The 24,432-nt window shown below is 64.0% G+C and carries 22 protein-coding genes; 8 read left to right on the top strand and 14 right to left on the bottom strand.

All coding sequences use genetic code 11. The features are described from left to right. On the bottom strand, positions 1–1,674 hold the full coding sequence (locus tag A5785_RS08840; RefSeq protein WP_064865926.1) for a thiamine pyrophosphate-binding protein: 1,674 nt from the start codon (positions 1,672–1,674) through the stop codon (positions 1–3). A gap of 154 nt (positions 1,675–1,828) precedes the next feature. Here A5785_RS08840 and A5785_RS08835 point away from each other — a divergent pair, with 154 nt between their 5' ends. Next, entirely contained in the window at positions 1,829–3,334 is a 1,506-nt protein-coding gene (locus tag A5785_RS08835; protein ID WP_064865924.1) for a sensor histidine kinase, read from the top strand. Here A5785_RS08835 and A5785_RS08830 read toward each other — a convergent pair. Then, the gene (locus A5785_RS08830; RefSeq protein WP_049700032.1) at positions 3,251–3,931 is read right to left on the bottom strand and encodes a response regulator transcription factor; all 681 of its coding nucleotides are present in this window, start codon (positions 3,929–3,931) and stop codon (positions 3,251–3,253) included. The genes A5785_RS08835 and A5785_RS08830 overlap by 84 nt on opposite strands. Before the next feature lie 112 nt (positions 3,932–4,043). Here A5785_RS08830 and A5785_RS08825 point away from each other — a divergent pair, with 112 nt between their 5' ends. After that, positions 4,044–5,351, top strand: a complete 1,308-nt coding sequence (locus tag A5785_RS08825) for a cytochrome P450 (protein ID WP_231894202.1) — start codon at positions 4,044–4,046, stop codon at positions 5,349–5,351. Here A5785_RS08825 and A5785_RS08820 read toward each other — a convergent pair. The 4 genes from A5785_RS08820 to A5785_RS08805 all read right to left on the bottom strand — a co-directional run bounded on the left by A5785_RS08820 (position 5,314) and on the right by A5785_RS08805 (position 9,146). Then, on the bottom strand, positions 5,314–6,558 hold the full coding sequence (locus A5785_RS08820; protein ID WP_064865920.1) for an APC family permease: 1,245 nt from the start codon (positions 6,556–6,558) through the stop codon (positions 5,314–5,316). The genes A5785_RS08825 and A5785_RS08820 overlap by 38 nt on opposite strands. Before the next feature lie 89 nt (positions 6,559–6,647). Continuing rightward, positions 6,648–7,658, bottom strand: coding sequence for an acrylyl-CoA reductase family protein (locus tag A5785_RS08815; protein WP_064865918.1), 1,011 nt, complete (start codon positions 7,656–7,658; stop codon positions 6,648–6,650). Between the two features lie 43 nt (positions 7,659–7,701). Continuing rightward, positions 7,702–8,181: an ArsR/SmtB family transcription factor gene (locus A5785_RS08810; protein WP_064865916.1), complete on the bottom strand. Its 480-nt coding sequence runs from the start codon at positions 8,179–8,181 to the stop codon at positions 7,702–7,704. Continuing rightward, positions 8,178–9,146 carry a serine hydrolase gene (locus tag A5785_RS08805; RefSeq protein WP_064865914.1) on the bottom strand — a complete coding sequence of 323 codons (969 nt, stop codon included), beginning with the start codon at positions 9,144–9,146 and terminating at the stop codon, positions 8,178–8,180. The genes A5785_RS08810 and A5785_RS08805 overlap by 4 nt, the downstream gene beginning before the upstream one ends. A gap of 173 nt (positions 9,147–9,319) precedes the next feature. Between A5785_RS08805 and A5785_RS08800 the strand changes: the two genes are divergently transcribed. Next, positions 9,320–10,783, top strand: a complete 1,464-nt coding sequence (locus A5785_RS08800; protein ID WP_064865912.1) for an MFS transporter — start codon at positions 9,320–9,322, stop codon at positions 10,781–10,783. A 457-nt stretch (positions 10,784–11,240) separates the two neighbouring features. On the opposite strand, the gene A5785_RS08795 is transcribed toward A5785_RS08800, so the two are convergent. Then, positions 11,241–11,924, bottom strand: coding sequence for a type 1 glutamine amidotransferase domain-containing protein (locus A5785_RS08795; protein ID WP_064865910.1), 684 nt, complete (start codon positions 11,922–11,924; stop codon positions 11,241–11,243). A gap of 60 nt (positions 11,925–11,984) precedes the next feature. After that, the gene (locus tag A5785_RS08790; protein WP_064865908.1) at positions 11,985–12,383 is read right to left on the bottom strand and encodes a hypothetical protein; all 399 of its coding nucleotides are present in this window, start codon (positions 12,381–12,383) and stop codon (positions 11,985–11,987) included. Between the two features lie 62 nt (positions 12,384–12,445). On the opposite strand from A5785_RS08790, the gene A5785_RS08785 reads away from it, so the two are divergent. Next, positions 12,446–12,877, top strand: a complete 432-nt coding sequence (locus A5785_RS08785; RefSeq protein WP_064865906.1) for a MarR family winged helix-turn-helix transcriptional regulator — start codon at positions 12,446–12,448, stop codon at positions 12,875–12,877. A 10-nt stretch (positions 12,878–12,887) separates the two neighbouring features. Here A5785_RS08785 and A5785_RS08780 read toward each other — a convergent pair whose 3' ends face one another. Continuing rightward, entirely contained in the window at positions 12,888–14,258 is a 1,371-nt protein-coding gene (locus tag A5785_RS08780) for a CoA transferase (RefSeq protein ID WP_064865904.1), read from the bottom strand. Between the two features lie 64 nt (positions 14,259–14,322). On the opposite strand from A5785_RS08780, the gene A5785_RS08775 reads away from it, so the two are divergent. Continuing rightward, positions 14,323–15,024 (top strand): IclR family transcriptional regulator, encoded by a 702-nt coding sequence (locus A5785_RS08775; protein WP_064865901.1) that lies wholly within the window; start codon positions 14,323–14,325, stop codon positions 15,022–15,024. 80 nt (positions 15,025–15,104) lie between these two features. Here the strand turns inward: A5785_RS08775 and A5785_RS08770 are convergent, their stop codons facing one another. From A5785_RS08770 to A5785_RS08760, 3 genes are all read right to left on the bottom strand, one after another. Continuing rightward, complete coding sequence (locus tag A5785_RS08770; protein ID WP_064865899.1) at positions 15,105–15,593, bottom strand: hypothetical protein; 489 nt, start codon at positions 15,591–15,593, stop codon at positions 15,105–15,107. 210 nt (positions 15,594–15,803) lie between these two features. Next, the gene (locus A5785_RS08765; protein ID WP_064865897.1) at positions 15,804–16,517 is read right to left on the bottom strand and encodes a metal-dependent transcriptional regulator; all 714 of its coding nucleotides are present in this window, start codon (positions 16,515–16,517) and stop codon (positions 15,804–15,806) included. 26 nt (positions 16,518–16,543) lie between these two features. Then, positions 16,544–17,404, bottom strand: coding sequence for a COG4705 family protein (locus tag A5785_RS08760; RefSeq protein ID WP_082937981.1), 861 nt, complete (start codon positions 17,402–17,404; stop codon positions 16,544–16,546). A gap of 269 nt (positions 17,405–17,673) precedes the next feature. On the opposite strand from A5785_RS08760, the gene A5785_RS08755 reads away from it, so the two are divergent. After that, positions 17,674–18,483 carry a phosphatase PAP2 family protein gene (locus tag A5785_RS08755; protein WP_064865893.1) on the top strand — a complete coding sequence of 270 codons (810 nt, stop codon included), beginning with the start codon at positions 17,674–17,676 and terminating at the stop codon, positions 18,481–18,483. 35 nt (positions 18,484–18,518) lie between these two features. On the opposite strand, the gene A5785_RS08750 is transcribed toward A5785_RS08755, so the two are convergent. Then, on the bottom strand, positions 18,519–19,274 hold the full coding sequence (locus A5785_RS08750; RefSeq protein ID WP_064865891.1) for an ABC transporter permease: 756 nt from the start codon (positions 19,272–19,274) through the stop codon (positions 18,519–18,521). A gap of 182 nt (positions 19,275–19,456) precedes the next feature. Between A5785_RS08750 and A5785_RS08745 the strand changes: the two genes are divergently transcribed. Further along, positions 19,457–20,800 (top strand): ATP-binding protein, encoded by a 1,344-nt coding sequence (locus A5785_RS08745; RefSeq protein ID WP_064865889.1) that lies wholly within the window; start codon positions 19,457–19,459, stop codon positions 20,798–20,800. A gap of 11 nt (positions 20,801–20,811) precedes the next feature. Here A5785_RS08745 and A5785_RS08740 read toward each other — a convergent pair whose 3' ends face one another. Then, the gene (locus tag A5785_RS08740) at positions 20,812–21,492 is read right to left on the bottom strand and encodes a response regulator transcription factor (RefSeq protein WP_064866184.1); all 681 of its coding nucleotides are present in this window, start codon (positions 21,490–21,492) and stop codon (positions 20,812–20,814) included. 322 nt (positions 21,493–21,814) lie between these two features. On the opposite strand from A5785_RS08740, the gene clpB reads away from it, so the two are divergent. Beyond that, positions 21,815–24,367, top strand: coding sequence for an ATP-dependent chaperone ClpB (clpB, locus tag A5785_RS08735; RefSeq protein WP_064865887.1), 2,553 nt, complete (start codon positions 21,815–21,817; stop codon positions 24,365–24,367). Positions 24,368–24,432 lie beyond the last annotated feature (65 nt).

Raw genomic sequence — 24,432 nt, 5'->3', positions numbered from 1 at the left:
CTATGGTCCCTTCGGCAGAAACGGTTGGAATGGTGGCACTTCGTCCGGATCGCAGTCGACGACGATGACGTTCGGTCCGGTATCCGCGAACAAGTCGGCACACGCGGAGTCGAGATCGCTGAGAGAAGCAGGATGACGCACCTCGGTGCGAGTGCCGAACATGGCGGCCAAGCCGCCCGCGATGTCCGTCGGCCGGAAGCGATTGACGCTGGCGGCCTCCGGGAAGAAGAGGTGTTCTCGGGTGACGCACATGCCGTGTGCGTCGTTGTTGAGGATGACGAGGGTGACAGGAGCGTCGTATTCCAGGGCGGTGTGAAATTCCATGCCGTGCATGAAGAATGCTCCATCTCCCGCGACGATCACCACCCTCCCTTGATCGGCGGAGCCGATCGCTGCTCCGATTCCTGCCGCGATCGCATATCCCATGCCACCCATACCGAGGGCCACGGTGAATCTCCCGTCACTGATCGGAGTGAGATAGTGGATCGCTGCGGCGCCGACGTTGCCTGCGTCGGCGAAAACTCTTGTGCCACTGCGAAGGTGTGATGAGACGGTGTTCATGATCTGGCGTAGGCTCGGAAACTCAGAGTGCGGCAGCGCCGGTGTGTCGAGGTAATCGATGTCGACGGTCGGCACCGCGCCCTGTGTCAGTCCAAGTGCGGCGAGTGACTCATCGAGAAGTCGGAGCGCACTGGGCAGCGAGTCGACAAGGATCGACGATCCGCGTTGCGGTCTGGCGTCGTTGATGCCGATGTGAATGATCTCGGTGTCCGCAAGATCTGCGTCGAATCCGCCCCGATCGGTCGCTGTCATCCGGCATCCGATGCTGACGCAGATCGACGCGGCCACCAGTTCGGCGTGTGCCGACGGGTGCCCCATGACTCCGGTGATGCCGGCATGGCCGTCGATGTCCTCGAGTGCGTCGGCACCTCCCGGTGCGGCCACGACACTCGCACCAAGGCGAGAAGCGATGCGGCGTAACGCCGTTCCGGCGCGGGTTCGGGAGGCCTCGTCTCCGAGCCAGAGGCAGATCCGCTCGCCACGCCCGACGGCGTCGGCGAGTCGGCCGGCAGTCTCCGTGATCGCGGTGGGACTCTGGGCCGTCGAGTGTGTTGCCGGTACGTGGTTCTCATCTACTCCTGTGTCCCAGATCGTCTGTGATTGAACGTCTTTGGGGATCACAAGTGCAGCAGGCAGTCCGCGATCAAGAGTGGCGAACACAGACTTCAACGCGGGTTCTAGCTCGCTCGCGTCTGCGACCAACTCGACGTGGCCGGTCACCGACTTGAGAAGTCCGACGACGTCGATCGTGTCAGGCGGGTCGAGCATGTCTTGGAATGCGCCCCGAGTGGTCAGCGAGGTAGGTGCAGCGCCGACGACGGCGAGCACCGGAACCCTGCTGTCGTACGATTCGGCAAGCGCAGGAACGACATTCATCGCTCCGCCGCCAGAGGTTGTGAGTACCAATGCCGGCCCGTTCGTCATCCGAGCAAGACCGTCTGCCATTGCGCCAGCTGCGAATTCGTGTTTGGCCACCACAGCAGGCATTCCGAGCCGGGATGCGGCGTCGTAGATGTCTTCGATGTTGGCCCCGTGTACGCCGAACGCGTGGGAGATACCACGTCGACGCGCACTTTCGAGGAGATGCAGAGCGACGCTCCGTCGGTTGGACATGTCGCAAGAGTGCCCGCAGACACCTGAAGGTTGGCTGAAACCGGGTACCTGTTGCTCCCGCCGCGAACGGCATACACTCGACGACCACAGCTCATTGGTCACTTTCCGGTGGGCGACCGTGGTATCGATACAGCTTTGGCCATTGGATGAGCTCGTGAACGTACGCACCCGTATTCGTAGACGAGTAGGCGGCTACGGCGTGCGAAAGCAACTCACGATCGTGTCGGCTTTTGTACTTGTCGTCGCATTGGCCATCAGTGGCGCGGTGATGCTCCTCATGCTGCATCGCGAGAACACAGCGCAGATGTATCGAGCGACGGGGCGTCAGGCGTATCAGATCGCTACCGCGGTCAACCGTGGTGGCGTGTCGGCGGTCGATCCCGACGACCTGACTCCCGGAGCGGGCATCGACATCACGCAGGTCGTCGACGATCGGGGAGTTGTGGTGGCCGCGTCGCCTGGCGCACCACGTACGGCGATCCGGGTCGCGGATGACTCGAATACTGATGAATCGAAGGTGCGCTACGCCGACCACGTGAACGTCCCCGGGTATGGAGACGAGTTCTGCGCATCGGTGAACACCGCGTACCACGCCGACCGTGAGTACACGATCCTCGCGCTCGACAAGGCGACGGGCATAAGGAGCAGTGAATGGACCACCGCGACGCTCATGGCGATCGAACTGCCGATCATCGTGGCACTCGGGGCAGGCGCGGTCTACCTGCTCGTCGGTCGGTCGCTTCGGCCCGTCTCGCGTATCACCAAGCAGGCCAATGAGATCACCTCCACCGAGCTCGAGCAGCGCGTTCCCGTGCCGACCGCAGACGACGAGATCCGCACACTCGCCGTCACCGTCAACAGCATGCTCGGGCGACTCCAACGTGGGCGGGAGTCGCAACTCCGTTTCATCGGCGACGCGTCGCACGAGTTACGAAGCCCGCTCACCACCCTTGTCGGGTTGCTCGACCTTGCCGACGACACATCGACGCCGATCGATGTGGAGACCGTCCGCACCATCCTCCTGCCCGAGGCGCGTCGAATGCAGGCCATGGCAGAAGATCTGCTCTTGCTGGCACGCGCCGATGAACAGGGGTTGACCGTCGTGGCGGGCGATGTGGACCTCGACGACGTCGTCGTCGAGGAGGTCGCACGGTTACGCGCGATGGACGCGGCCAAGGTGACCGCACACGTTGTGCCCGTTCGGGTTTCCGGTGACCGCGAGATGATTCGACGCGCGGTGCGCAACCTCGTCGACAACGCCAGCAGACACTGTGACTCGGCGGTCTGGGTCTCGCTGCGCGCTGATCGATCGAACGCCGTCATCGCGGTGAGCGATGACGGGCCCGGCATTCCCGACGACAGGCGGTCGGTGATATTCGACAGATTCTCGCGACTCGACGTCGATCGTCAGCGTGACTCGTCGGGAGCCGGTCTCGGCCTGGCGATCGCTTACGAGATCGCACAGGCGCACGGTGGCTCGGTCTCAGTTGTCGACGGCAGTCACGGCGGCGCTACGTTCGAACTGGTTCTGCCACTAGGAAACTCGTCCGATGGTTCCGAAGAAGCCAGGAGCCGTTCACAGCGCGATCAAACGGTACCCGGCGCCCCGGATCGTCTGGATGGAGGCGATCCCGAATGGGGCGTCGATGCGCTTACGTAGATAGGCGATGTAAACCTCGACGATGTTCGGGTCGCCGTCGTAGTTCTCGTCCCACACCGATTGGAGAATGGCATGTTTCGACATCACCTGCCCCTGGTTGCGCAACAGCAGTTCGAGTACCGCGTACTCGCGGGGAGTCAGGGCAATGGGCGCCCCGTGACGCGTGACGACGTGTTGGGCGGGATCGAGACACAGCGATCCCGCCGAGAGTATCGCGGGTCGCTCGCGCTGACCGCGCCGGGCGACCGCCCGTAGATGAGCCTTCAGCACGACCACGGAGAACGGCTTGACGAGGTAGTCGTCAGCGCCGAAGTCGAGTGCTTCGGCCTGGTCGTACTCGCCGTCCTTCGCGGACAGCATCACGATCGGCACCCACTGCGATCGTCTGCGCAACTCACGCACGACCTCATAGCCGTTGAGACCGGGCAGCATGATGTCGAGCACCACTGCGTCGAATTCCTCGTCAACGGCACGCTGTAGCGCCTGCGCGCCGTTGTGCAGGACTGACACGTTCCACCCGTCGCTCACCAACACTCGACGAATGGTTTCGGCCGCCCGCACGTCGTCGTCCACCACCAACACACGCACGTCGGACATCGCCCTTCTCCCCGATGCTCAGGCACCGCGGCTCCCGGCGTCGCCATCAGAAAGGACCCCGATGCGTCACCGCACACTGACCCGACCACGTAACAATTCGACCCTACTCCCGGTGCGTGGACCACGAACCCTTCCGCTGCAGTCCGCGCTGCGGTTGCGGGCCGACCCGGCACAGTTCGCAGAGAATCTTCGCGCCGACTACGGCGACATCGCCTTCATCACGGTGCTCGGACGCAACATCGTGATCGTGCAGGGCCCCGAGGCACTCGGCGAGTTGGTTCGCGACGCCGACCGCGCGTTTCGCAACGAGCCGGTATACGGATTTGCCCTCGGCACCCTCTTCGAACGCGGAATCCTGCTGATGGACACCGACGAACATCGCAAGCATCGTCGAATAATGCAGGCGGCCTTCACCGCCGACCGCCTGGCCGGCTACCAGGATCAGCTCAATTCCCTTGCCGCTGAGGCCGCGACGCGATTCACTCGCGGACCAGACGTCGACATGCGTACCGAACTCAAAGCGATGGCACTCGACGTCGCGTTGGAACTGTTTGTCGGAGAGAAGCTTTCGCGCGACGACGCCGATCGGATGAACGCGGCGTTCGTCGATCTCATCGAGGCGGGCAGTGCGCTGGTTCGGTTTCGAATCCCGGGCACCATGTGGGCGCGTGGACATCGGGCGCGCGGCGTCGTCGACGAGTTCTTCAGCGATCTTCTGCCTGCGCGGCGCGGCGCCGACGGCCCGGACCTGATGTCGGCGCTGTGCCATGCACGCGGCGACGACGGCTCGCAGCTCTCCGACCAGCAGGTCGTCGACCACATGCGATTCATGCTGTTCGCCGCTCACGACACCGCCACCATAGCGATGACATCGATGGCCTATCGGTTGGGACGTGACGCGCGGTGGCGTGCGCGCGTCGTCGACGAGGCGCAGCGTCTGGGGGAAGCGCCGTCAGCAGCGGAGTTGAAGGAGTCCGACGTCTATCAGGCGGTGTTCAAGGAGTCGCTGCGGTTGCGCCCGCCGGTGCCGGTGATCCCCCGTGCGGCGATTGCGGACACTTCGATCGGCGGACACTTCATCCCGAAGGGCGCCTTTGTCATAGCGGTCAGCGCGAGCAACCACCGGATACCCGAAATATGGCCGCGCCCAGATGATTTCGATCCCGAGCGGTTCATGCCGGAGAACGTTGAGCGTCGGCATCGGTTGGCATGGGCGCCGTTCGGCGGTGGTGCGCACCAGTGCATCGGCATGAACTTCTCGTACCTGGAGGCGGCGACGATGATTCACCATATGATTCGACGGCTCGACTGGACGGTCGGCTCCGACGACTACGAGCGTCGCGACGTCGCACTGACAGCCAATGTGGGTTTCAGTGCCGCGGTCACCGACGCGCGAGAGCGATGCGACACGCGTAGATAGCGATACCGATGACGATGACCACGACGCCCGAGATCACCGAGGCGCGGGGGAGTGTGCATGCGAGGACTACGCAGCCGACGAGTCCGACGGCGCAGACGATGAGAGGTGGGCGTCGCTCCACGCGAGAAAGTGTCATGGCCGACGCGTTCGCGATCGCGTAGTACAGCAGGACTCCGAACGACGAGAATCCGATGGCGCCACGGACATCTGCGGTCGCGGCGACGACAGCGACAACCGCACCGACGGCGAGTTCGGCGTGATGCGGCACGCCGAAGCGGGGGTGAATCGCCGCCAACGTTCGTGGCAGGTGTCCGTCGCGCGACATGGCCAACGTCGTCCTGGAGACGCCGAGGATCAGCGCGAGCAGTGAACCGAGCGCTGCGACAGCTGCGCCGATCCGAACGACAGGAGTCAGCCAGCCCGCGCCTGCGGCCTGCGTCATCGCAGCCAGTGGCGCTGTCGCAGTGGCAAGTCCGGATGCGCCGAGTGCCCAGAGAGCGGTTGCCGCGACGGTCGCGTAGACGACCAGTGCGATCCCCAACGCGACGAGGATCGCGCGAGGAATGATGCGTGTCGGCTCCCTCACCTCCTCGCCGAGGGTCGCGATGCGCGCGTAGCCGGCGAAGGCGAAGAACAGGATGCCCGCGGACTGCAGTATTCCGGTGACTCGTGCATCCGAGCCGACCTCGAGTGAGTCGACGCTGCCCACGTCGGACGCGAGCGTCGTCACGACGACCACGGTGAGCACCATCAGCACCACGGCGACGATCGCGCGTGTCAGCCACGCCGACTTCTGCACTCCGACGTAGTTCACCGCGGTGAGCGCGACAACAGCGGCGACTGCCACCACGTGTGCGTGCGCGGGCCAGGCATACAGTCCGACGGTCAGCGCCATTGCGGCGCACGACGCTGTCTTGCCGACAACGAACGCCCACCCGGCGAGATAGCCCCAGAAGTCACCGAGCCGCTCGCGGCCGTAGACGTACGTCCCACCGGAGACCGGGTAGATGGCCGCAAGTCGCGCCGACGACATCGCATTGCAGTAGGCCACAACAGCGGCGATGACCAGCCCGATCAGCAGCGCCGATCCGGCTGCGGCGGCCGCGGGCGTCAGCGCAACGAAGATCCCGGCGCCGAGCATCGAGCCGAGGCCGATGATGACGGCGTCGGACATGCCGAGCCTGCGGTGCAGCGACGGGTCAGTCATCGGTCGATCGTGGTCTGAGCATGGTCGAGATTCTCACCGAAAGGTGAATGGCAGGTGGCGTGCTCTTCGACGGCCGCCGCCGCTGCAGCTCAGCTCTGAGCGCTGATAGGCACTACGGTTCGTCCCGTCGTTCGGCCTGCCCGTATCTCGGCGAGCGAGCCGTCGAGGTCGTCGACCCCGATCTCGGTGATGAGTCGATCGAGATGGGCTGGGCGCAAGTCGGTTTCGAGGCGTGCCCAGACCGACCGGCGAAGCTCGGGTCCGATGGACACCGAGTCGATTCCGAGGAGTGCCACGCCGCGCAGGATGAAGGGCATGACTGTTGTCGGGAGGTCGGCGCCACCGGTGAGACCGCTCGCAGCGACCGACCCGCTGTGATTCATCGTCGACAACACGTAGGCGAGTGTCTTGCCGCCGACACAATCGACGGCGCCCGCCCACTGCGATTTCCCGAGCGGACGAATTTTGGTGTCGTCGTCGACGAGTCGGCCGACAACCGACGTCGCGCCGAGCTCGGTCAATAGCGCTGCGGCGTCGGACTTTCCACTCGATGCCGTGACCGAGAACCCGAGTGCGCTGAGGAGATCGACACTCACCGAGCCGACTCCGCCACTGGCTCCGGTCACCACCACGGGGCCGTCGTCCGGGGTGAGCCCGCGGTCGAGAAGTGCGACAACGCTGAGTGCCGCGGTGAAGCCCGCAGTGCCGATGGCGGCGGCTTCGCGCGTCGAGAGGGTGTCGAGTCGTACGACCTGCGCGGCGGGGACCCGTGCGTAGGCGGCATAACCGCCGTGTTGCGCGGTTCCGATCGGACCGCCATGTGCCACAACGCGATCGCCGGGGGCGAAGTCGAGTGTCGACGATGCGATCACCTCGCCGGCGAGGTCGATGCCCGGCACGATGGGGTAGTCGCGCACCACGCCGCCGCGCGGTGTGACAGCGAGTGCGTCCTTGTAATTGACGCCGGAGTAGTCGACCGCGATCGTCACCTCGCCGTCGGGCAGTTGGGTGGCGTCGAGTTGCTCGCTTGCCAAGGTGATTTCGCCGTCGGACTCGCGGGCCATCAGGACGGTGAACTGATCGGGCAGGGTGCGCGTCATTGTGCTCCTCGGATCGTCATGGGTCGTCGAAATCCAGCGTAGGTCAGAGCAATCCTCCGATGTCGCCTGCGGCGAGCAGACAGATCAGCACCGGGACCAGGTGCGTCGGGGCGATTCCGTAGTCGTTGCGACCGACTTTGGTGACGATCGACGCCGCGGTCAGGATCTTCAGGTGGTGGTAAAGCTGACCCGATGTTCCGAAGTCGCCTGACTCCTGCAGATGTGCGACCGAGGCGTTGCCGCGTGCCAGGATGCGCACGATCTCGACGCGTGCGGGATGGCCGAGCGCGGCAAACACGTTCGCGGTCGTCTCCGGCGCGAGATCGAGCGTCGCGTCGGCCGAATAGGCGATATTCCAGGTGACAGGTCCGGTGAAATCGACGCTGCCGGAGTATTCGAGCATGCCCGACAGGCCCTCAGCGGCCGAGTCCGGTTCGCTGTCCGTGCGGTCGCCCGCGGCGAAGACCGCCGCTTCGAGGCGCGCGACTCGGGCTGCGAGGTCGTCGGACGGATCACTGCTCACCCCAAGCACCGTAGCGCGTGTCCGACGTCGCGATCGGTGATGGCTGCGAGGAGCAGTTTCTGGTGGGTGAACTTGTCGGCCTCGGCGTCGCGCTGGGAGACTCCGCGGACCATCAGCGTGCCGGTCCCGATCCTGCCGTCGGGCGTGCGGTATTCGAAGACCTCGGTGATCACTCCGGGGAGGCTGCCGCCCTTGAATCCGAGCACCGAGCCGTCGGGCATCGGTCCCTGGTATTCGAGATGGCGGCGCGCAAGCTCTGCACCGGGCCCGAACGAGCTGTCGGCAAAGCTCGTCATCAGTGCGTTGAGCGCGTTAGACGTCGCCTCGAGATGCGAATCAGTCTGTGGTCGAAGAGGATTGGCGATAGCGAGGTAGGTGTCGAAGAGGCTCGGTACCGGTCCGGTGAATCCATAGCGCACCATGACGTCACGTAACGCGTTGTCGCCCAGCGTGTTACGAAGCAGGTCGGGAGCTGCGGAGTCGGAGAAGCGGATCATCACGTCGGCGAGTTCGCGGTAGGTCACCGTGGCCGAGAGGTCGAGCGGGATGCCCTCGCGTGCGGGAATCCGGAGGTACTCGAGCGCTCGAACGTGCGCTCCGCCGTCGAGCGGGATGTACCAGCGCTGCCAATCCGTGACGGGGACACGCGCTTCCGGGTCGAGCCGGCCGTCGGCAACCGCCCGCGAATACGCCGCGAGATGGATGAGTTTGATCGACGACGCCGCGGGGAACTGCACGTCGGCGTTGTGCGTGATCGGGTCGCCGTCGAGTGGTCGCACACTCAGTGCGTAGTTGCTGCGATGGGCGGCGAGGTACCCGATCCAGCCGGGCACGGTGGTGACGTTCGGCTGTGCGGGTGGAGCACACATCGAGGCTGCGGAAGGGGGTGCGGCGGGGGCGTACGCGGGGGTGAAGAGACCCACGGCTACGGCCAGCACGAATGCGAGGTAGGAAGCGGGGCGCATCGGAACTCCTCAAGTTCGTAAGTACGTAATTACGAAACTATCGAACAGTTTGTGTCGCCGCAACCATCGAGTTATCGACTGTCAGGCCGACGACAGGCGACGGCAGGGCCGCGTAAGCGCAGCTCCCTAACGTCAGTGTCAACAAATCCTGACTACTGATAGGAGGTGCTGTCATGGCAACCACCACTGATGCCGCGACGCAGAGTTCGTCGCGCACCTACACGTCTCTCGCCGCAGCAGCCATACCGCTTGCTGCGCTCTGTCTGGCCTTCTTCGTCGAGATGGTCGACAACACACTGCTCTCGATCGCGCTGCCGACTATCGGTCGCGACCTCGGCAGCAGCACCACTGCGCTGCAGTGGATCACCGGTGCGTACTCGCTCACCTTCGGCGGGCTGCTGCTCACCGCGGGCTCGATCGCGGACAGATTCGGTCGACGACGCGTCCTGATGATCGGTCTGGCCGCGTTCGGGCTGCTCAGCTTGCTGGTCGTGCTCGTGAACTCGACGACCGAACTGATCGCGTTGCGAGCCGCTCTCGGCGTCGCCGCCGCGATGATGGCCCCGATCACCAACTCGCTGGTCTTCCGTCTCTTCGACGACCAGAAGCTGCGCATGCGCGCGATGACCGTGATGATCGTCGTCGGCATGGCCGGATTCGTGCTCGGTCCGATACTGGGTGGCTCCGCGCTTGCTCATGTGAGGTGGGAATGGCTGCTCGTCGTCAATGCGCCGATCGCGCTCATCGCAGGCATCGGCATCTGGTTCGGCGTCGCGTCGGATCGTCGTGAAGACCTCACCGACTACAAACTCGACATCCCGGGAGCGCTGCTGAGCATCGCGACGATCGGCCTCGCGTGCTGGTCGCTGACCAGTGGCGTCGACCACGGCTGGGCGTCGGCGATGACGCTGGCGTCGATCATCGGCGCGGTGGTCGCAGGTGCGGCATTCGTCTGGCATGAACGGCGAAGTGCCGCACCGATGTTGAACCTCTCGCTGTTCCGCAACGGCACCGTGCGCGGTGCGACGATCGCCCAGGTCGGTAGCGCAATCGCGATGGCCAGCGTGATGTTCGGACTCATCCTGCATTTCCAGTACGCCTACGGCTGGAGCCCGATGAAGGCCGGACTGGCCAACCTGCCGATGATCGCGACGATGCTCCTCGCAACACCGCTGTCGGAGGCGCTGATCACCCGCTTCGGTCACCGGATGACCTGCTTCATCGGCGCGATGGCGCTCGCAGTGGGCACCGCGGGTCTCGGCTGGGGTGTCACGCACGGGTACCTCGCGATCGCGATCTTCATGGTCGTAATGACCTTCGGACTGCGGACGGTCATGACGATCTGTGCGATCGCACTCGTCGACGCGATGCCCGAGAATCAGACCTCGATCGGCACCGCGCTCAACGACACAGCGCAGGAGGTCGGTAGCAGCGTCGGCACGGCGATCGTCGGCACGATGCTCGCGACGCTCGTTGCGGCGCACCTACCGGAGGGGAAGTGGACTGCCGCCTTCACCGACACGTTCTTCCACGGGGAGAGCATCACGTATGTCGTGCTGGGGATCGTCGTCGGCGTGATCGCGGGCATCGGCGCCCTCACGCTGACCAACTCCCGCAACGCCGAGGAAGCTCACTAGTGGACGCGACGACGTTAGCCAGCGCCAACAGTCAGAGGGTTGGCGAGCGACTGAAAGCCGAAGGACTATCCAGAAGCTCTGGTTAGCCACCAGATTGTCAAGGCGATGACGACGATAGAGCAGCACCCCATCTCGCCGCCGCCAGAAACACCCCCTCATCTACGCAGATGAGGGGGTGTTTCACTGTCTGGGGTCAGTTGGCTGTCTCGGCTCTCCCGTTTTCAGTCATTTCTGAACGGTCCCGGCGAGCCGACCTGGGCTTTTGCCGCCGGGCAGCTCTGAAACTGACTGAAAACGGGAGCGGCCCGGAACGTATTCGGGCGGATCACGTCCACACGCGCACCTGCGAACGATCGCCGATGGACGCTGGCGAAAATGCCTGGGACGAAGGGGAATCTGCGAGCTCCCACGGGCCGCATCGGTTATCTCTGGAGGACTCCCGGTCGCTGTGGCGTGTTCAGAGGACCGAAACCACCTTCTGCGCAGTCTCTTTCGCTGATCCGGGGTTCTGGCCGGTGACAAGGCGACCGTCGACGACGGTGTAGGAGACGAACGGCAGTTTCGCCTTCTGGTAATTGGCGCCGCGGCTGCGCATCTCCTCTTCGGCGTTGTACGGCACCAGCTTGTTGACCCGCGCGAGAACCTCTTCCTGCCAGGCGAATCCGGTGACATCACGGCCGGCAACGAGCAGTGAGCCGTCGGACAACGTGGTGTTCAGTAGTCCGCAGTAGCCGTGGCAGACCGATGCGACCACTCCGCCTCGCTCGAAGATCTCGCGGGTGATGCGTTGCAGCCCAACACTGTCGGGGAAGTCGTACATCACCGCGTGGCCGCCGGTGAAGAAAATGGCGTCGAAGTCGGCGGAGTCGATGTCGTCGGGGGCGGCGGTGGTGTCGAGGAGCGCCATGCGGTCGGGGTCGGCGCGCCAGGCCTTCGCGGTCTTGTCGTAGTTCGGAAACTTCAGCGACCGCGGCTCGAGCGGGGAGTGTCCACCCGCCGGACTGACGAGAGTCTGTTCATAACCGGCGTCGTCGAAAATCTCCCACGCGTGGGTCAACTCCGACAACCACAGGCCGGTGGCGTGCGACGGATCGTCGTAGTGGCTCACGTTTGTGACGACGTTGAGTATCCGTGTGACCATCGCGTGCGGCCTTCCGTCGGTGGTGTGTTGATCCGACGTTAGGGGCGAATGTAAGCAGTGTCAACCGGCCGTGGTCTGCGTGCGAGCCCGCTGTTGGACGAGTTCGAGAGTCCTCGCGGTGGTCTCGATGTCGGATGCGTCGATGTCGGCGGTCAGTTGCGCCGTTGCTGCGCCGACGGATTCGCGTGCGGCGGTGAGTTGGTCATTGCCGGCGCTGGTGAGTGCACCTGCGGCGTCGAGGATTCCGTTGTCTCGGAGCGTGATTCGTATGCGCTCTACGGATTCGACCGACTGCTGCAGGGTTGTCGCGATCGCAGGCAGTGGTGCACCGGCGAGGCTCATGTTCAGGTAGATCCACTCGTCTCGACCGAGGGCTGGGAATGGTGCCAGCTCGTGATCGAGGAGTGCGCCGAGCGCGCTCTCGGTAGAGCCGATGATCTGGGGCAGTGAGCGTGTCATGGGAACCTCCCGCGTGTACCGTTGGTGTGACCAACAGTAACAGACCATTGGTGGTACCAACAGTGAGCGATTCTTCGACGTCTCGTCGACTAACCGACCTGCCGACGTGGCAGCTCTCGCGCGTCGCTGCGCGTTCGCATCAGGTGCTGCACGAGCGACTGCGCACGGAGGGCGTCACGGGCTACGAGTTTCGCGTTCTCGCTGTCGTCGCCGACCTCGGTCCGGTGAGTCAGACGGAACTCGGCCGTGCGGCAGAACTCGACCGTCGAGACGTCGCGGTGACGGTCCGCGACCTCGAGTCGAGAGGGATGGTCGAGCGAGCACCCGATCCAGCACACCGGCAACGAAAGCTGGTGTCGCTGACCGCCCTGGGCGAACGCACGCTGGCTGACCTGGAACGAGTGATTGCGGCGGTTCAGCGTGAGGTGTTCGGCGCCTTGGACGACGCCGAGATGTTGACCCTGCTGGGCTATCTATCGCGACTCGGTGGCTAGTGCTGTGTTGTCACCACGCCAATGGCGACGTGCCGAGCGGGCGCGCGGCTAGCGGTCGTGGCGTCGGCTTGCCGTCGAAAATGATGGGGATGACCGGTTCGTCGATACGGCCGAACGGACCGTCGACTGTCGTCAGATCGATTGACCTGGCGCCCCAATCGATGTCGGGGGCGGCGTCCGACGGACCGAGAGATTGCACCCAGGTGCACACGCGCGCGAGTCGCACGCGCACCCTCCATGAACCGCCCTCGGTTTGTCGACGGCGAAGCGCGGCAACGATTCCCGTCGCGCCGAGGTAAGCGGCCAGATAGTCATTGAGGAGGTGCGTCGGGGGTAGTGTCGGCGGACCGCCGCGCCCCTCTTCCAGGCTGAAACCGGTTGCTGAACAAGCAAGTTGGTCGAATCCGCCACGATCTCCCCATGGTCCGTCGGAGCCCCAGCAATGGTATTCGACGACGACGATGCCCGGTCGTCGCTGCGCGAGGTGCTCGGCATCGAGGCCATGGCGCTGTAGGCCGCGGTAGGCGTTCACGAAGACGTCGGCGTCGGCGATCAGATCGGTGAGTTCGGCCAACTGGTCTGGGTCGCGAACATCGCAGTAGGCGTTGCGTTTTCCGCCACCGGTGAGCGCAGGCATGGGGTGGGGGTCGACGAGGTCGGGTCGGGTGACGTGCACGACGTCGGCTCCGAAAGCGGCCAGCAGTTCGGTGCTCACCGGGCCGGCAATCACGTGAGTCATATCCACAACTCGAACGCCATTCAGCGGCGGCCATTCTCGTGGTGCGGTAAGGGATTCGGGGTCGGAGTCGTCGATGCGTTCCAGGTCGATGACCGGTCGTCGTGCGACGTCGATACCCACCGGCGACGCGGCCCACTGTTCGGCGGTTCGTGCTGCGGCCGCAACGCCGCCCGCTGCAACCACGGCCTCTTCGAGGGCAACGGAATTCCATGCGAGAGCGGCTTGCGCGATTCGCTCCTTTGTGGGCGGGCAGTCCAGGACGGAGCAGACGGCGTCGCGTTGGTGCGGAAAGGTGGTGATCAAGAACGTCCAGCCGTCGGCAGTGCGATAGAAGTCGTTGTTGCGCAGTGCAGTCGGGTCTTCTGCGACCGATCCGGTTGATTGACCGTTGATCGTCGTCAGGTATGCGGCACGCAATTGGTCGACGGCGTCGGAGACACTGACGGACACTCCCGAGCTGTCACCCAGCGCTGAGATCTGGGCGCCGAACGCCGCGATCGCGGCTGCCGATGCGTCGCCGATTCGGTGGGGTGATGGTGTGATCGGGTCGGCTCCGGAGATTCGCGTCGGGCCGACGTCGGTTCCCGTGAGCGCGGTCAGGCCGTCGACGATGTCGGAGACGCGCGGCGAAGTGGTTGGCATGGCTTCAGTCTTCGCGTCGAGGCTGCAACGCTGGTGATCTTCCGAATATACGTAAGATGTCGGCGTGGGTGGACAACGCGCCGTCATGCGAGCCGACCGGATACTGGAAGAGGTTGCGCGTGCGTCGAAACCGTTGTCGCTGAGCGCGATTGCTCGTTCTGTGGACGCACCGGTGTCGTCGACGTCGGATTTGCTCGATGACCTGGTGTCGTGTGGATACCTGGTTCGATCCGACCGCAGGTACCGTCTGGGTCCGCGGCTGATGACGTTGCGGCTGATCGCGGCCCACGCCGATGCGCCACCGATTGACGCAGATGGGCTCGCGACGCTGGCGGAGTACACAGGACTGCCGGTCGCGCTTGCCGTGCTCGTCGGCTCCGACGTCGTGTACCTCGGGAGTGTCGGCGAGGTGTCGGAGCATGCAGAAGCCGTGGTCGGGGAGTACCGCCCGCGACCATTACTTCGCACGGCGGCCGGGCGTGCGTTCCTGGCTTTCGCCGACGACGGTGAGCGCGACCGGTTGTTGGCGATGCACGCCGGACCGGCCGACGCCGCTGGTTTCCAGCGTGAGGTCGCCGCGATTCGACGTCTCGGCTATGCGATCAGCGACGGACTCGCCGATCCCGAGATCCGCGCCGCTGGTGTTCCGGTGTTCGAGCGCGGGCTGCTGGTCGGCGTCGTCGTGGTGGTGGGTCCTCGAACCGGCAACGGGCGGGGCGTGGACAAGGCCGCGCGGCAGGTGCGGGAGTGGCTCGCCCGTAAGTGAGGTCTATAGATGTGTGTCTTGCGTAAGGATGTGGGTGCTGCAGCATCCAACTCTTTCAACAAGACACACATTTGGGTGCGCTATCGGACGGTGAATACGTCGGAGCACTGCGAGGTGGCCGGTGTGGTCAGCAGTGCGCCCCGGTTGGTCGGGCGGAATTCGATGCGGACGCGGCCCGGGCCGGTGTTCACGCCCTCGAACGTCTTCATCGTGCCACCGTCGGAGAGGCGCACGCCGAGTTGGCCGCGCAACTGCCCGGTCTTGCCGGTGCCGAGGTTCCGCCAGCGGACGTCGATCAGGTTGGTATAGCCCCAGACCGACATGTTCGCGTCGATCCGGATGTCGGCATAGCCGCTTCGGAGCGGATTGGGTTGCGATACAAAGATTCTTCCGAAGTAGGGAAGGTCGATCACGTTGGGGCTGATGCCTGTACAGGGGGCCGCGGAGGTTTGGAATCCGCCGCCCGGACCGTTGTGAAAGATCGACGCCGAGGCGGTGCCTGCGGTGATGCCCGAGCTGATGATCGCGGTCGCCGCAGCCGCCGCGCCGAGCTTTTTGAGGTGTCCCATACTCGTCTGTCGAGATCGGGCCGGGATGTGTTAGCCGATTGCGCAGATGCGTGGCATTTCCGTTATAAAGCGGACGCGACCATAGACGCGTCTGGGCCGACATGGTGCGACAAATGTGTGTCTTACGTGAGGATGTGGGCGCTGCAGCATACACATCCTTCGATTCGACACACGTTTATCGATCGGTAGAAGTCCGCGCGACCGCGGCGATCAGTGGGTGTATGCGTCCGCGTCAGCGGCGCCGAGCAGCGTCACACGAATCGAGGCCGCCAATTGTGGTGGAAGATCGACTGATTCGTCGCCGGACACGGACACGGCAGCGCCCTGCTTTCTGGCGACGATGGTTGCGCCCGGTTCGATGCCTGCTTCAAGCAGACGTGTGATGGCGGATTCGTCGTTGAGCACATGCTCGGAGAACGCTTGCACCGATAGCCTGGCGGAGCCTGTGTCACGTATGGCCTCGGACAGTGGGAGGCCGGGTAGCAGGATCGGGCTATCGTGAAAGCCTAGTTGCCAGAGTGCGGGTATCGGATTTCCCCAGGCATCGGTGGTTGGGTACCGCAACAGGTGCATGAGTTGAGTTTCGGTGGCTTTGTCCATGGACAGCTCCCAGCCCGACGCAACTCGGTGAGCCTGTAAGCGAGGTAGGCCGACGACGTCGACGAGCATCCTCTCGGCAAGTCGGTGCCGCCTGGTCAACGCGACGCCGAGATCGCGCCCCGCCTTGGTGGGAACCACGAGCCGCTCGTCGGTAAAGTCGAGCAACCCCTGATCTCTCATTCTCCGAAGCATTTGGGCGACAGATGCTTTGCTGTTCCCTGTGCGTTCGGCGATGCGTGCGCGACGAACCTCCACGCGATCTTCCTCAAGGTCGAAGATGGTGCGAAGGTAGTTTGCGACGGTCGCCGTAACCTGTGTTGTCATCAGCGAGCATGATGCCGGTGGTGAGCTTAGGGGACCCTGAGTGTGCGCTGGAGTGACCTGGCATGAGGTGCGGAATCGTTGGGGTCATCGGCGCCGGTGAGCCAGAGGAATGCGACGAGGATGGTCGCAAGGACGAGCGAGCCAATGGCGACAACATCGTCGCCGAGACCCAGTCCGATCGGTTGCGGCTTGCCGAGCCAATCAGCCACCGACGCACCAAGAGGGCGGGTGAGCACGTACGCGGTCCAGAATGCGGCGACGGCGTTGAGGTGGAGGTACTTCCAGCCCACGCCGGGCACCACCATGAGACATGCGTAGAGCACGATGGAGCCGGCGAATCCCAATCCGAGGAAGAATGCGCTCCAGTCGCCCAGTGCCGTTCCGAGTGCGAAGGTCAACAGGACTGTGCCCCAGTAGAAGACCTCTCTGCGTCGTGTGGTGATCTCGTGGATGTTGAGCGTGTGTTCGGTTCGGTACCACAGTGTCATCCACAGCCCGAGAGCGATCGCGTAGCCAAGACTTGTTTCCGTTGTGGACAGTCCGACGACGTGCAGCCCGTCGGCGACGACCGTGCCGAACACCGCCACTCCCGCTACCGCGAACCAATAGGTGGGTGCGTGGTAGGCACGCGACCGGAGCTGCAGCCACAAGCTCATACCCATCCAGACGACGCCCACGACCACCGGAACCGCAAGACCGAATGTCGCCAGATAGTCCGACATCGCCTCTCCCATACCGGTTGTCACGATCTTGACAACCCAGAACATGACGCCGATCGCCGGCACCTTGACGGCCAGCTGCTCGTTCAGGCCGGTACGAATTCGGCTCGGCGACTTCGCTTCGGTAGGCGCCACTGACGCCGAAGCGTCGTGAGAGGAGTCCGACATAGAGATTCCTATCGTAGGTATCCGGAAGGGAGACGCGCTTGCGCGTCGTCGCGAAAGCCGCTTGTACGAAGGGCGATTGAAGGACTCCGCGTCCGCGTCGAATCACCGACGCAGTCAACAGTATTGAGGTCGCGGTACGCCTGCGAATCGGACTCAGCACCGGTTAAGAAACTCAGCGCCCGGTGAGATGGCCCGCGGCTTCGTCGAGCGAACCCTTGTACTCAGTGTGACTCAGCATCTCCACAGGGCTGCTGATCAATAGTGACATCATGTCGAGCTACATTCGCGTGTCGGGCGGATTGGCGTTGGCCCTTGTCCTTGTGGTTGCGGGTGTCGCCCTGCGCATCTCGGGCGGCGGTCCATTGCCCATTGACTCAACGATCATGTCTGCGACGACAAGATTTCATACGCCTCACCGGACCTTGGTCGTCGACGTTGCGACTCAGGCTTTCAGCCCGTGGGCGATCGTCGTCTGGACTGCTCTGGCGGCGGTCATTCTGTTGGTGCGCGATGCGTGTGTCCTGCGCGCCGTCATGTTGGTTGCCGCAGTCGCAAGCGCCGGGGCGCTGTGTGCGATGTTGAAAATGCTGGCTGCGCGCCCGCGCCCGCCGGTCGCAGACCAGGTGGGCGTATTGGAAACCACCTATTCGTTTCCCTCTGGCCACGTGGCTGGGACTGCTGCATTGGTGGTCGCCGTGGCGTCCCTCGTTGCACGGTCGGCGGGCGGTGGTGCTCGCACTGCGTTGTGGGTGTGCGCCATCGTCGCAGTTGTGTTCGTCTGCGCAACGCGCTTGTACCTCGGTGTCCATTGGATCTCAGACGTGGTCGCAGCTGTTGGTGTCGCCTGCGCTGCAACGCTACTCGTACTCCCTATCGTTGAATTGGCAGTGGCGAAGTGGCCGTCCCGAAGACGCAGCGTCCTCATCGTGGCGATCCTGTTGGTTCTCAGTGCCGTCGCGGTGATTCTGGCAGTCGACGGTGACGGCATATCCGATGGAGCGTCCGCGGCGCGACAGGCAGGACACCTGGCTGGTGTATGGGCCACCGAGTATGCGGAGTGGTTCTCTGCCCATCACTGATCGGAGAGGCCGGTGGCATCCCACCTTCGTCTCTGTCAGAGAAGGTCTCGGGAAACCATTTCGACAGTGACGAGCGCGGCCACTGCACTCACCGCCAGCAACGAGATCAAGACGAAGAGTTGCATGATCGCCGCTGCGGTGGTCGAGGCTCCACCGAGAACCATCCCGACGAACGCGCCCGGAATGGTGACGAGGCCAACTGAGCGGGTCTGATCCAGTCCGGGAATCAATGCTGTTGCCGCAGTGGGTCTGATGATCTCCAGTCGGGCATCGCGCGACGAGAACCCCAGTGACAGTGCCGCTTCGACCTCGCCGTGCCGAGTGCGAAGTTCATCGTGCGCGCGCTTGCCGGCGATCGACGTCGTATTCATCGCACCTCCGAACATGATTCCGGCGGTCGGGATGATCGCGATGCCAGTGGCGGGTAGTACGCCCACAGCAACCAGTGTCACGACGATCAGGATGGTGCTGGCTGCTACCGGGACGAGGCACCGGATTGTCTTCCGCACGCTCGCACGGTGTGCTGCTGACACGCGACCTGCCGAGGTCGCCGCGGCGGTGATCGCCATGACGACCACGAACACTGCCGATGCCCACAGGGCGTGGATGACTAGCGCCAATACTGCTGCCAGAGCAGCTAACTGGCAGACTGCGCGGATCGCGGCCCGTGCGGTCGCTGCGGCGAGTGCGCGATCGTTGTATCGGTTGACGGCGATCGCGATCACGGCGAGCACTGCGATGGAGACTGCCAGGGCTGGACCGAGATGGACGACGGTGTGGTCAGCTTTCACGAGCGGCTCCGTCTGCCGACTCGGGACGACCGACACACATGTGGGGCATCCTTGCTGGTAGAAGCTTAGGGGACGCTGAGTAGCGCCACTATGGATACATACGGCCGACTAGGCTTCGGAAGGTGTATCAGCGTGCAAGGACGATTCTTGGCCGACTTGTCGCCTGGACTCGTCCCGTACGCATGCGGCTCACGCTTCTCGCGACCGGTCTCGTCGCATGCGCGTTGGCAATCGCGGCGGTGGTCATGGTCGAAGCACTACATCACGTGTTGCTGCGGAGTGCTGATGCCGCCACATTCGCGCGCGCAGAGCAAATAGCGAGCTCGTTGTCGGCTGAAGGTGTCGGGGGTATCGACCCGGCGCTGCTCGCGAGCGGCCAGAACATAGCGGTCATACAGATCACCGACGAGTCGGGTGCTCTGAGGTTGGCCAACAAACCCGTCTACTCGCGACCGATGTCACCTCCGTTGGCCGCCGGGCAGCGGTTGACGATCCACGGCGCGCACGCCACTGACACCGAGCAGGAATTCCAGGCGAGCGCCTACGGAGTCAAGACACCCGAAGGAGTCTTCACCATCCAGGTCGGCGCGGAAGAGGCGCCCATCAATGCCACCGTTGTCGCGCTCGGGATACTGTGCTCCATTGTATTTCCATTCGTCGTTGTCGGAATGGCCTTCCTCACTTACGTTTTCGTGGGGCGCGCACTTCGTCCCGTCGACGATATCCGGGCACGCGTCGAGGAGGTCTCGGGTGGTGACCTCACCCAACGGGTCCCGGTACCCGCTACGGGCGACGAGGTGTCTGCGTTGGCTGTCACCATGAACGAGATGCTCGCCCGTATCGAGGTGTCACGAACGCAGCAGCTGCAGTTCGTCAACGATGCGTCGCACGAGCTGAACAGCCCACTGACCACACTCGTTGGGCTGCTGGATCTTTCGAGTGTCAAACGCCAGCCCATCGATCCGGACACGGTCGACTCCGTGATGCTCCCCGATGCTCTGCGCCTGCAACAGATGGTTGCCGATCTCCTGCTTCTTGCCCGCGCCGATGAAAGCGGAGTGCCACTACTTCTCGATGACGTCGATCTCGACGAGATCGTCAGTGCAGAAGTCACCCGACTCGACGCGGTGACCGATCACGTCGTCGACGCTCGAATCGTTGCCGCTCGGGTTCGCGGCGACGCAGACAAGCTCGCACGCGCGCTACGCAACATCGCCGACAATGCTGCGCGTCATGCCTCCAGTCGCCTGTCGGTGACGATGTCGAGAGACGTCGCGGATGCCACGGTCACGATCACGGTTACCGACGACGGTGACGGTATCCCTGACGACGACAAAGCCCGTGTCACAGAGCGGTTCGTGCGCCTCGACGCCTCGCGGCAGCGCGGATCAGGCGGTTCGGGTCTCGGACTGGCTATTGTCTCGGAGATCGTCCGCGCGCACGGTGGGACCGTGGTGATCACCGACGCCGATGGTGGGGGAGCAGCCGTCGGCTTTCGGCTGAGCGTCGAGCAAGATCTGGACTAGCCCGAACGTACCTAGCCGCCTCCGTCGGACGCCAGGCGATATCCGACCCCTCGGACAGTCTGAATTGCCTTGCACCCGAACGGGGTATCGATCCTCTTGCGGAGATAGCTCACGTAGACCTCGACGACATTCTCGTCGCCGCGATAGTTCACGTCCCAGACGGAGTCGAGGATCTCTGCTCGGGTGACCACCTCACCTTTGTGGCGCATCAGGAACTCCAGCATGCTGAATTCCCTTGGCGTGAGGGTGAGTTCCGTCTCGCCGCGAGACGCGACGTGGGCCGCCGGGTCGAGAGACAGGGTGCCGGCGGTGAGCACCGCTGGTCGCTCGGGTGCACCACGGCGAGCAAGTGCGCGCATGCGCGCGATCAACACGATGAACGAGAACGGCTTGGTCAGATAGTCGTCGGCGCCGAAATCGAAGGCGTCGGCCTGGTCGTACTCGCCGTCCTTGGCCGTCAGCATCAACACGGGTGTCCACACCTGGGAACGCCGTAGCGAACGTACGACCTCGTATCCGTTGAGGCCGGGCATCATGATGTCGAGCACGATCACATCGAAGCGCTCGGAGGTGGCCTTCTCCAGGCCGAGCGCACCGTCGTGCACGACGTCGACCACCCAGCCCTCGGCCACCATCATCCTGCGGACCGTCTCCGCGACGTTACGGTCGTCGTCGACTACAAGGATGCGCACGCCACATTCACCGCCCTCTTCTCCGAACACAGTGTGCGCGATCGCCGCTGTGGAGACACTGAGTGGCCCCGGGTGGGCCGACATGGTGCGGTGAATGTGTGTCTTACGTAAAGATGTGGGCGCTGCAGCACCCACATCCTTCGATTCGACACACGTTGGTCGGCCGGTGGCGCCGCCGCGAGCCATTGACAGTGACGTAAGTCACAAAACTACCAAACCTGAGCGGAATGGACTCAACTCTACTCGCGTTGAACAACTCGAGTGGCCATAATTGAGCCACAGAGACTTAAGAACGCACACGTAGAGAAAGAGGTACCACGAAGTGGACAGCTTCACCCCGACCACCAAGACACAGCAGGCGTTGAGCGCTGCCGTGCAGGCGGCGGCCGCTGCTGGTAACCCCGACGTACGTCCCGCCCACATCCTGGTGGCTTTGCTCGACCAGTCCGATGGGATCGCTTCGCCGCTGCTCAAGGCGGTCGGAGTGAATCCGTCGACTATTCGCGCACAAACGCAGGCGATGGTCGATCGGGCGCCGACGGTGTCGAGTGCCAGCGCCCAGCCGCAACTCTCCCGCGAGTCGATCGCGGCGGTCACGGCCGCCCAGCAACTCGCGACCGAACTGAACGACGAGTATGTCTCCACCGAGCACCTCGTCGTCGGATTGGCGACCGGTGATTCCGACGTCGCCAAGCTGTTGCATGACAACGGCGCAACCCCGCAGGCGCTGCAGGAGGCGTTCGTCGCCGTCCGTGGCACCGCGCGAGTGACGTCCGAAGACCCGGAATCCACCTATCAGGCGCTGGAGAAGTACTCGACCGACCTGACCGCGGCTGCCCGCGAGGGCAAGCTCGACCCGGTCATCGGGCGCGACTCCGAGATCCGTCGTGTGGTGCAGGTGCTCAGTCGTCGTACCAAGAACAACCCGGTGTTGATCGGTGAGCCAGGTGTCGGCAAGACCGCCATCGTCGAGGGGCTCGCTCAGCGCATCGTCGAAGGCGATGTGCCGGAGTCGTTGCGCAACAAGACCGTTGTCTCGTTGGACCTCGGATCGATGGTCGCGGGTGCCAAGTACCGCGGTGAGTTCGAGGAGCGGTTGAAGGCCGTGCTCGACGAGATCAAGGGATCGGCCGGACAGGTCATCACCTTCATCGACGAGCTGCACACCATCGTAGGTGCCGGTGCCACAGGTGATTCCGCCATGGACGCGGGCAACATGATCAAGCCGATGCTTGCTCGTGGTGAGCTGCGACTCGTGGGTGCCACGACTCTGGAGGAGTACCGCAAGTACATCGAGAAGGATGCCGCGCTGGAGCGTCGTTTCCAGCAGGTGTACGTCGGTGAGCCGAGCGTCGAAGACGCGATTGGCATCCTGCGTGGCCTGAAGGAACGGTACGAGGTACACCACGGTGTGCGCATCACCGACTCCGCATTGGTCGCTGCCGCAACACTTTCCGATCGCTACATCACCTCGCGCTTCCTTCCCGACAAGGCCATCGACCTCGTCGACGAGGCGGCGTCGCGCCTGCGGATGGAGATCGACTCGCGCCCCGTCGAGATCGACGAGGTGGAGCGTGTCGTCCGACGCCTCGAGGTCGAAGAGGTCGCGCTCGAAAAGGAGCACGACGAGGCGTCGAAGCAACGTCTGGAAAAGCTGCGTCAGGAACTGGCTGATCAGAAGGAGAAGCTCAACGAGCTCTCCGCACGCTGGCAGTCGGAGAAGACCGCCATCGACGCCGTTCGCGACACCAAAGAAGAGCTGGAACGCCTTCGCGGAGAAGCGGATCGCGCTGAGCGTGACGGCGATCTCGGCCGCGCGGCCGAGCTGCGCTACGGCAAGATTCCGGGCTTGGAGAAGGAGTTGGAGGCCGCGATCGAGAAGACCGGCACCGACCCTGACGAAGACGTGATGCTGCAGGAGGAGGTCGGCCCAGACGACGTCGCACAGGTCGTTTCGGCGTGGACGGGCATCCCTGCGGGCAAGATGCTCGAGGGTGAGACCGCCAAGCTGCTGCGCATGGAAGAGGAACTGGGACAACGCGTCATCGGTCAGAAGGACGCTGTCGTCGCGGTCTCCGATGCCGTGCGGCGTGCACGTGCAGGTGTCGCTGACCCGAACCGGCCACTGGGATCGTTCCTGTTCCTCGGACCGACTGGTGTCGGCAAGACCGAGCTGGCCAAGGCGCTGGCGGAGTTCTTGTTCGACGACGAGCGCGCGATGGTGCGCATCGACATGAGTGAGTACGGCGAAAAGCACGCCGTCGCAAGGCTTGTCGGTGCACCTCCCGGCTACGTCGGCTACGAGCAGGGCGGTCAATTGACCGAGGCTGTGCGGCGTCGTCCGTACACGGTGGTCCTCTTCGACGAGGTCGAGAAGGCTCACCCCGACGTCTTCGACATCCTGCTGCAGGTTCTCGACGAAGGACGCCTGACCGACGGTCAGGGCCGCACCGTGGACTTCCGCAACACCATCCTCATCCTGACGTCGAACCTCGGTTCCGGCGGCGACAAGGACCAGGTGATGGCGGCAGTGCGCGCGGCCTTCAAGCCGGAGTTCATCAACCGACTCGACGACGTCGTGATCTTCGACGCGCTGAGCCCGGAGGAACTGGTGTCGATCGTCGACATCCAACTCGGCCAACTGCAGAAGCGGCTCGCACAGCGTCGCCTCGAGTTGCAGGTCACGCCCAAGGCCAAGGAATGGCTCGCCGAGCGGGGATTCGATCCGCTCTACGGCGCGCGTCCGCTGCGTCGCCTGGTGCAACAGGCCATCGGCGACAAGCTCGCCAAGGCGTTGCTCGCCGGTGACGTCCGCGACGGCGACGTCGTGCCGGTCAACGTGAGCGCCGACGGCGACGGGTTGGTTCTGGGCTGACCGCTACAGGACTGACACGCCGATACGGCTGACACGCCGACAGGCCAGAAAGGTCCCGACCCATT

It is taken from the genome of Gordonia sp. 852002-50395_SCH5434458 (assembly GCF_001665905.1).
In the GTDB taxonomy this organism is placed as follows: domain Bacteria; phylum Actinomycetota; class Actinomycetes; order Mycobacteriales; family Mycobacteriaceae; genus Gordonia; species Gordonia jacobaea.
This window is presented reverse-complemented; position numbering and strand designations above follow the sequence as displayed.

Bases quoted from the DNA above. Each gene is read 5' to 3' on its own strand.
- A5785_RS08805 (WP_064865914.1), bottom strand. From the start codon at position 9,146: ATGCGCCCCGCTTCCTACCTCGCATTCGTGCTGGCCGTAGCCGTGGGT.
- A5785_RS08840 (WP_064865926.1), bottom strand. From the start codon at position 1,674: ATGTCCAACCGACGGAGCGTCGCTCTGCATCTCCTCGAAAGTGCGCGT.
- A5785_RS08770 (WP_064865899.1), bottom strand. From the start codon at position 15,593: ATGGGACACCTCAAAAAGCTCGGCGCGGCGGCTGCGGCGACCGCGATC.
- A5785_RS08815 (WP_064865918.1), bottom strand. From the start codon at position 7,658: ATGACGCGCACCCTGCCCGATCAGTTCACCGTCCTGATGGCCCGCGAG.
- A5785_RS08830 (WP_049700032.1), bottom strand. From the start codon at position 3,931: ATGTCCGACGTGCGTGTGTTGGTGGTGGACGACGACGTGCGGGCGGCC.
- A5785_RS08790 (WP_064865908.1), bottom strand. From the start codon at position 12,383: ATGACACGCTCACTGCCCCAGATCATCGGCTCTACCGAGAGCGCGCTC.
- A5785_RS08800 (WP_064865912.1), top strand. From the start codon at position 9,320: ATGGCAACCACCACTGATGCCGCGACGCAGAGTTCGTCGCGCACCTAC.
- A5785_RS08820 (WP_064865920.1), bottom strand. From the start codon at position 6,558: ATGACTGACCCGTCGCTGCACCGCAGGCTCGGCATGTCCGACGCCGTC.
- A5785_RS08795 (WP_064865910.1), bottom strand. From the start codon at position 11,924: ATGGTCACACGGATACTCAACGTCGTCACAAACGTGAGCCACTACGAC.
- A5785_RS08745 (WP_064865889.1), top strand. From the start codon at position 19,457: ATGCGGCTCACGCTTCTCGCGACCGGTCTCGTCGCATGCGCGTTGGCA.
- A5785_RS08755 (WP_064865893.1), top strand. From the start codon at position 17,674: ATGTCGAGCTACATTCGCGTGTCGGGCGGATTGGCGTTGGCCCTTGTC.
- A5785_RS08780 (WP_064865904.1), bottom strand. From the start codon at position 14,258: ATGCCAACCACTTCGCCGCGCGTCTCCGACATCGTCGACGGCCTGACC.
- A5785_RS08765 (WP_064865897.1), bottom strand. From the start codon at position 16,517: ATGACAACACAGGTTACGGCGACCGTCGCAAACTACCTTCGCACCATC.
- A5785_RS08760 (WP_082937981.1), bottom strand. From the start codon at position 17,404: ATGTCGGACTCCTCTCACGACGCTTCGGCGTCAGTGGCGCCTACCGAA.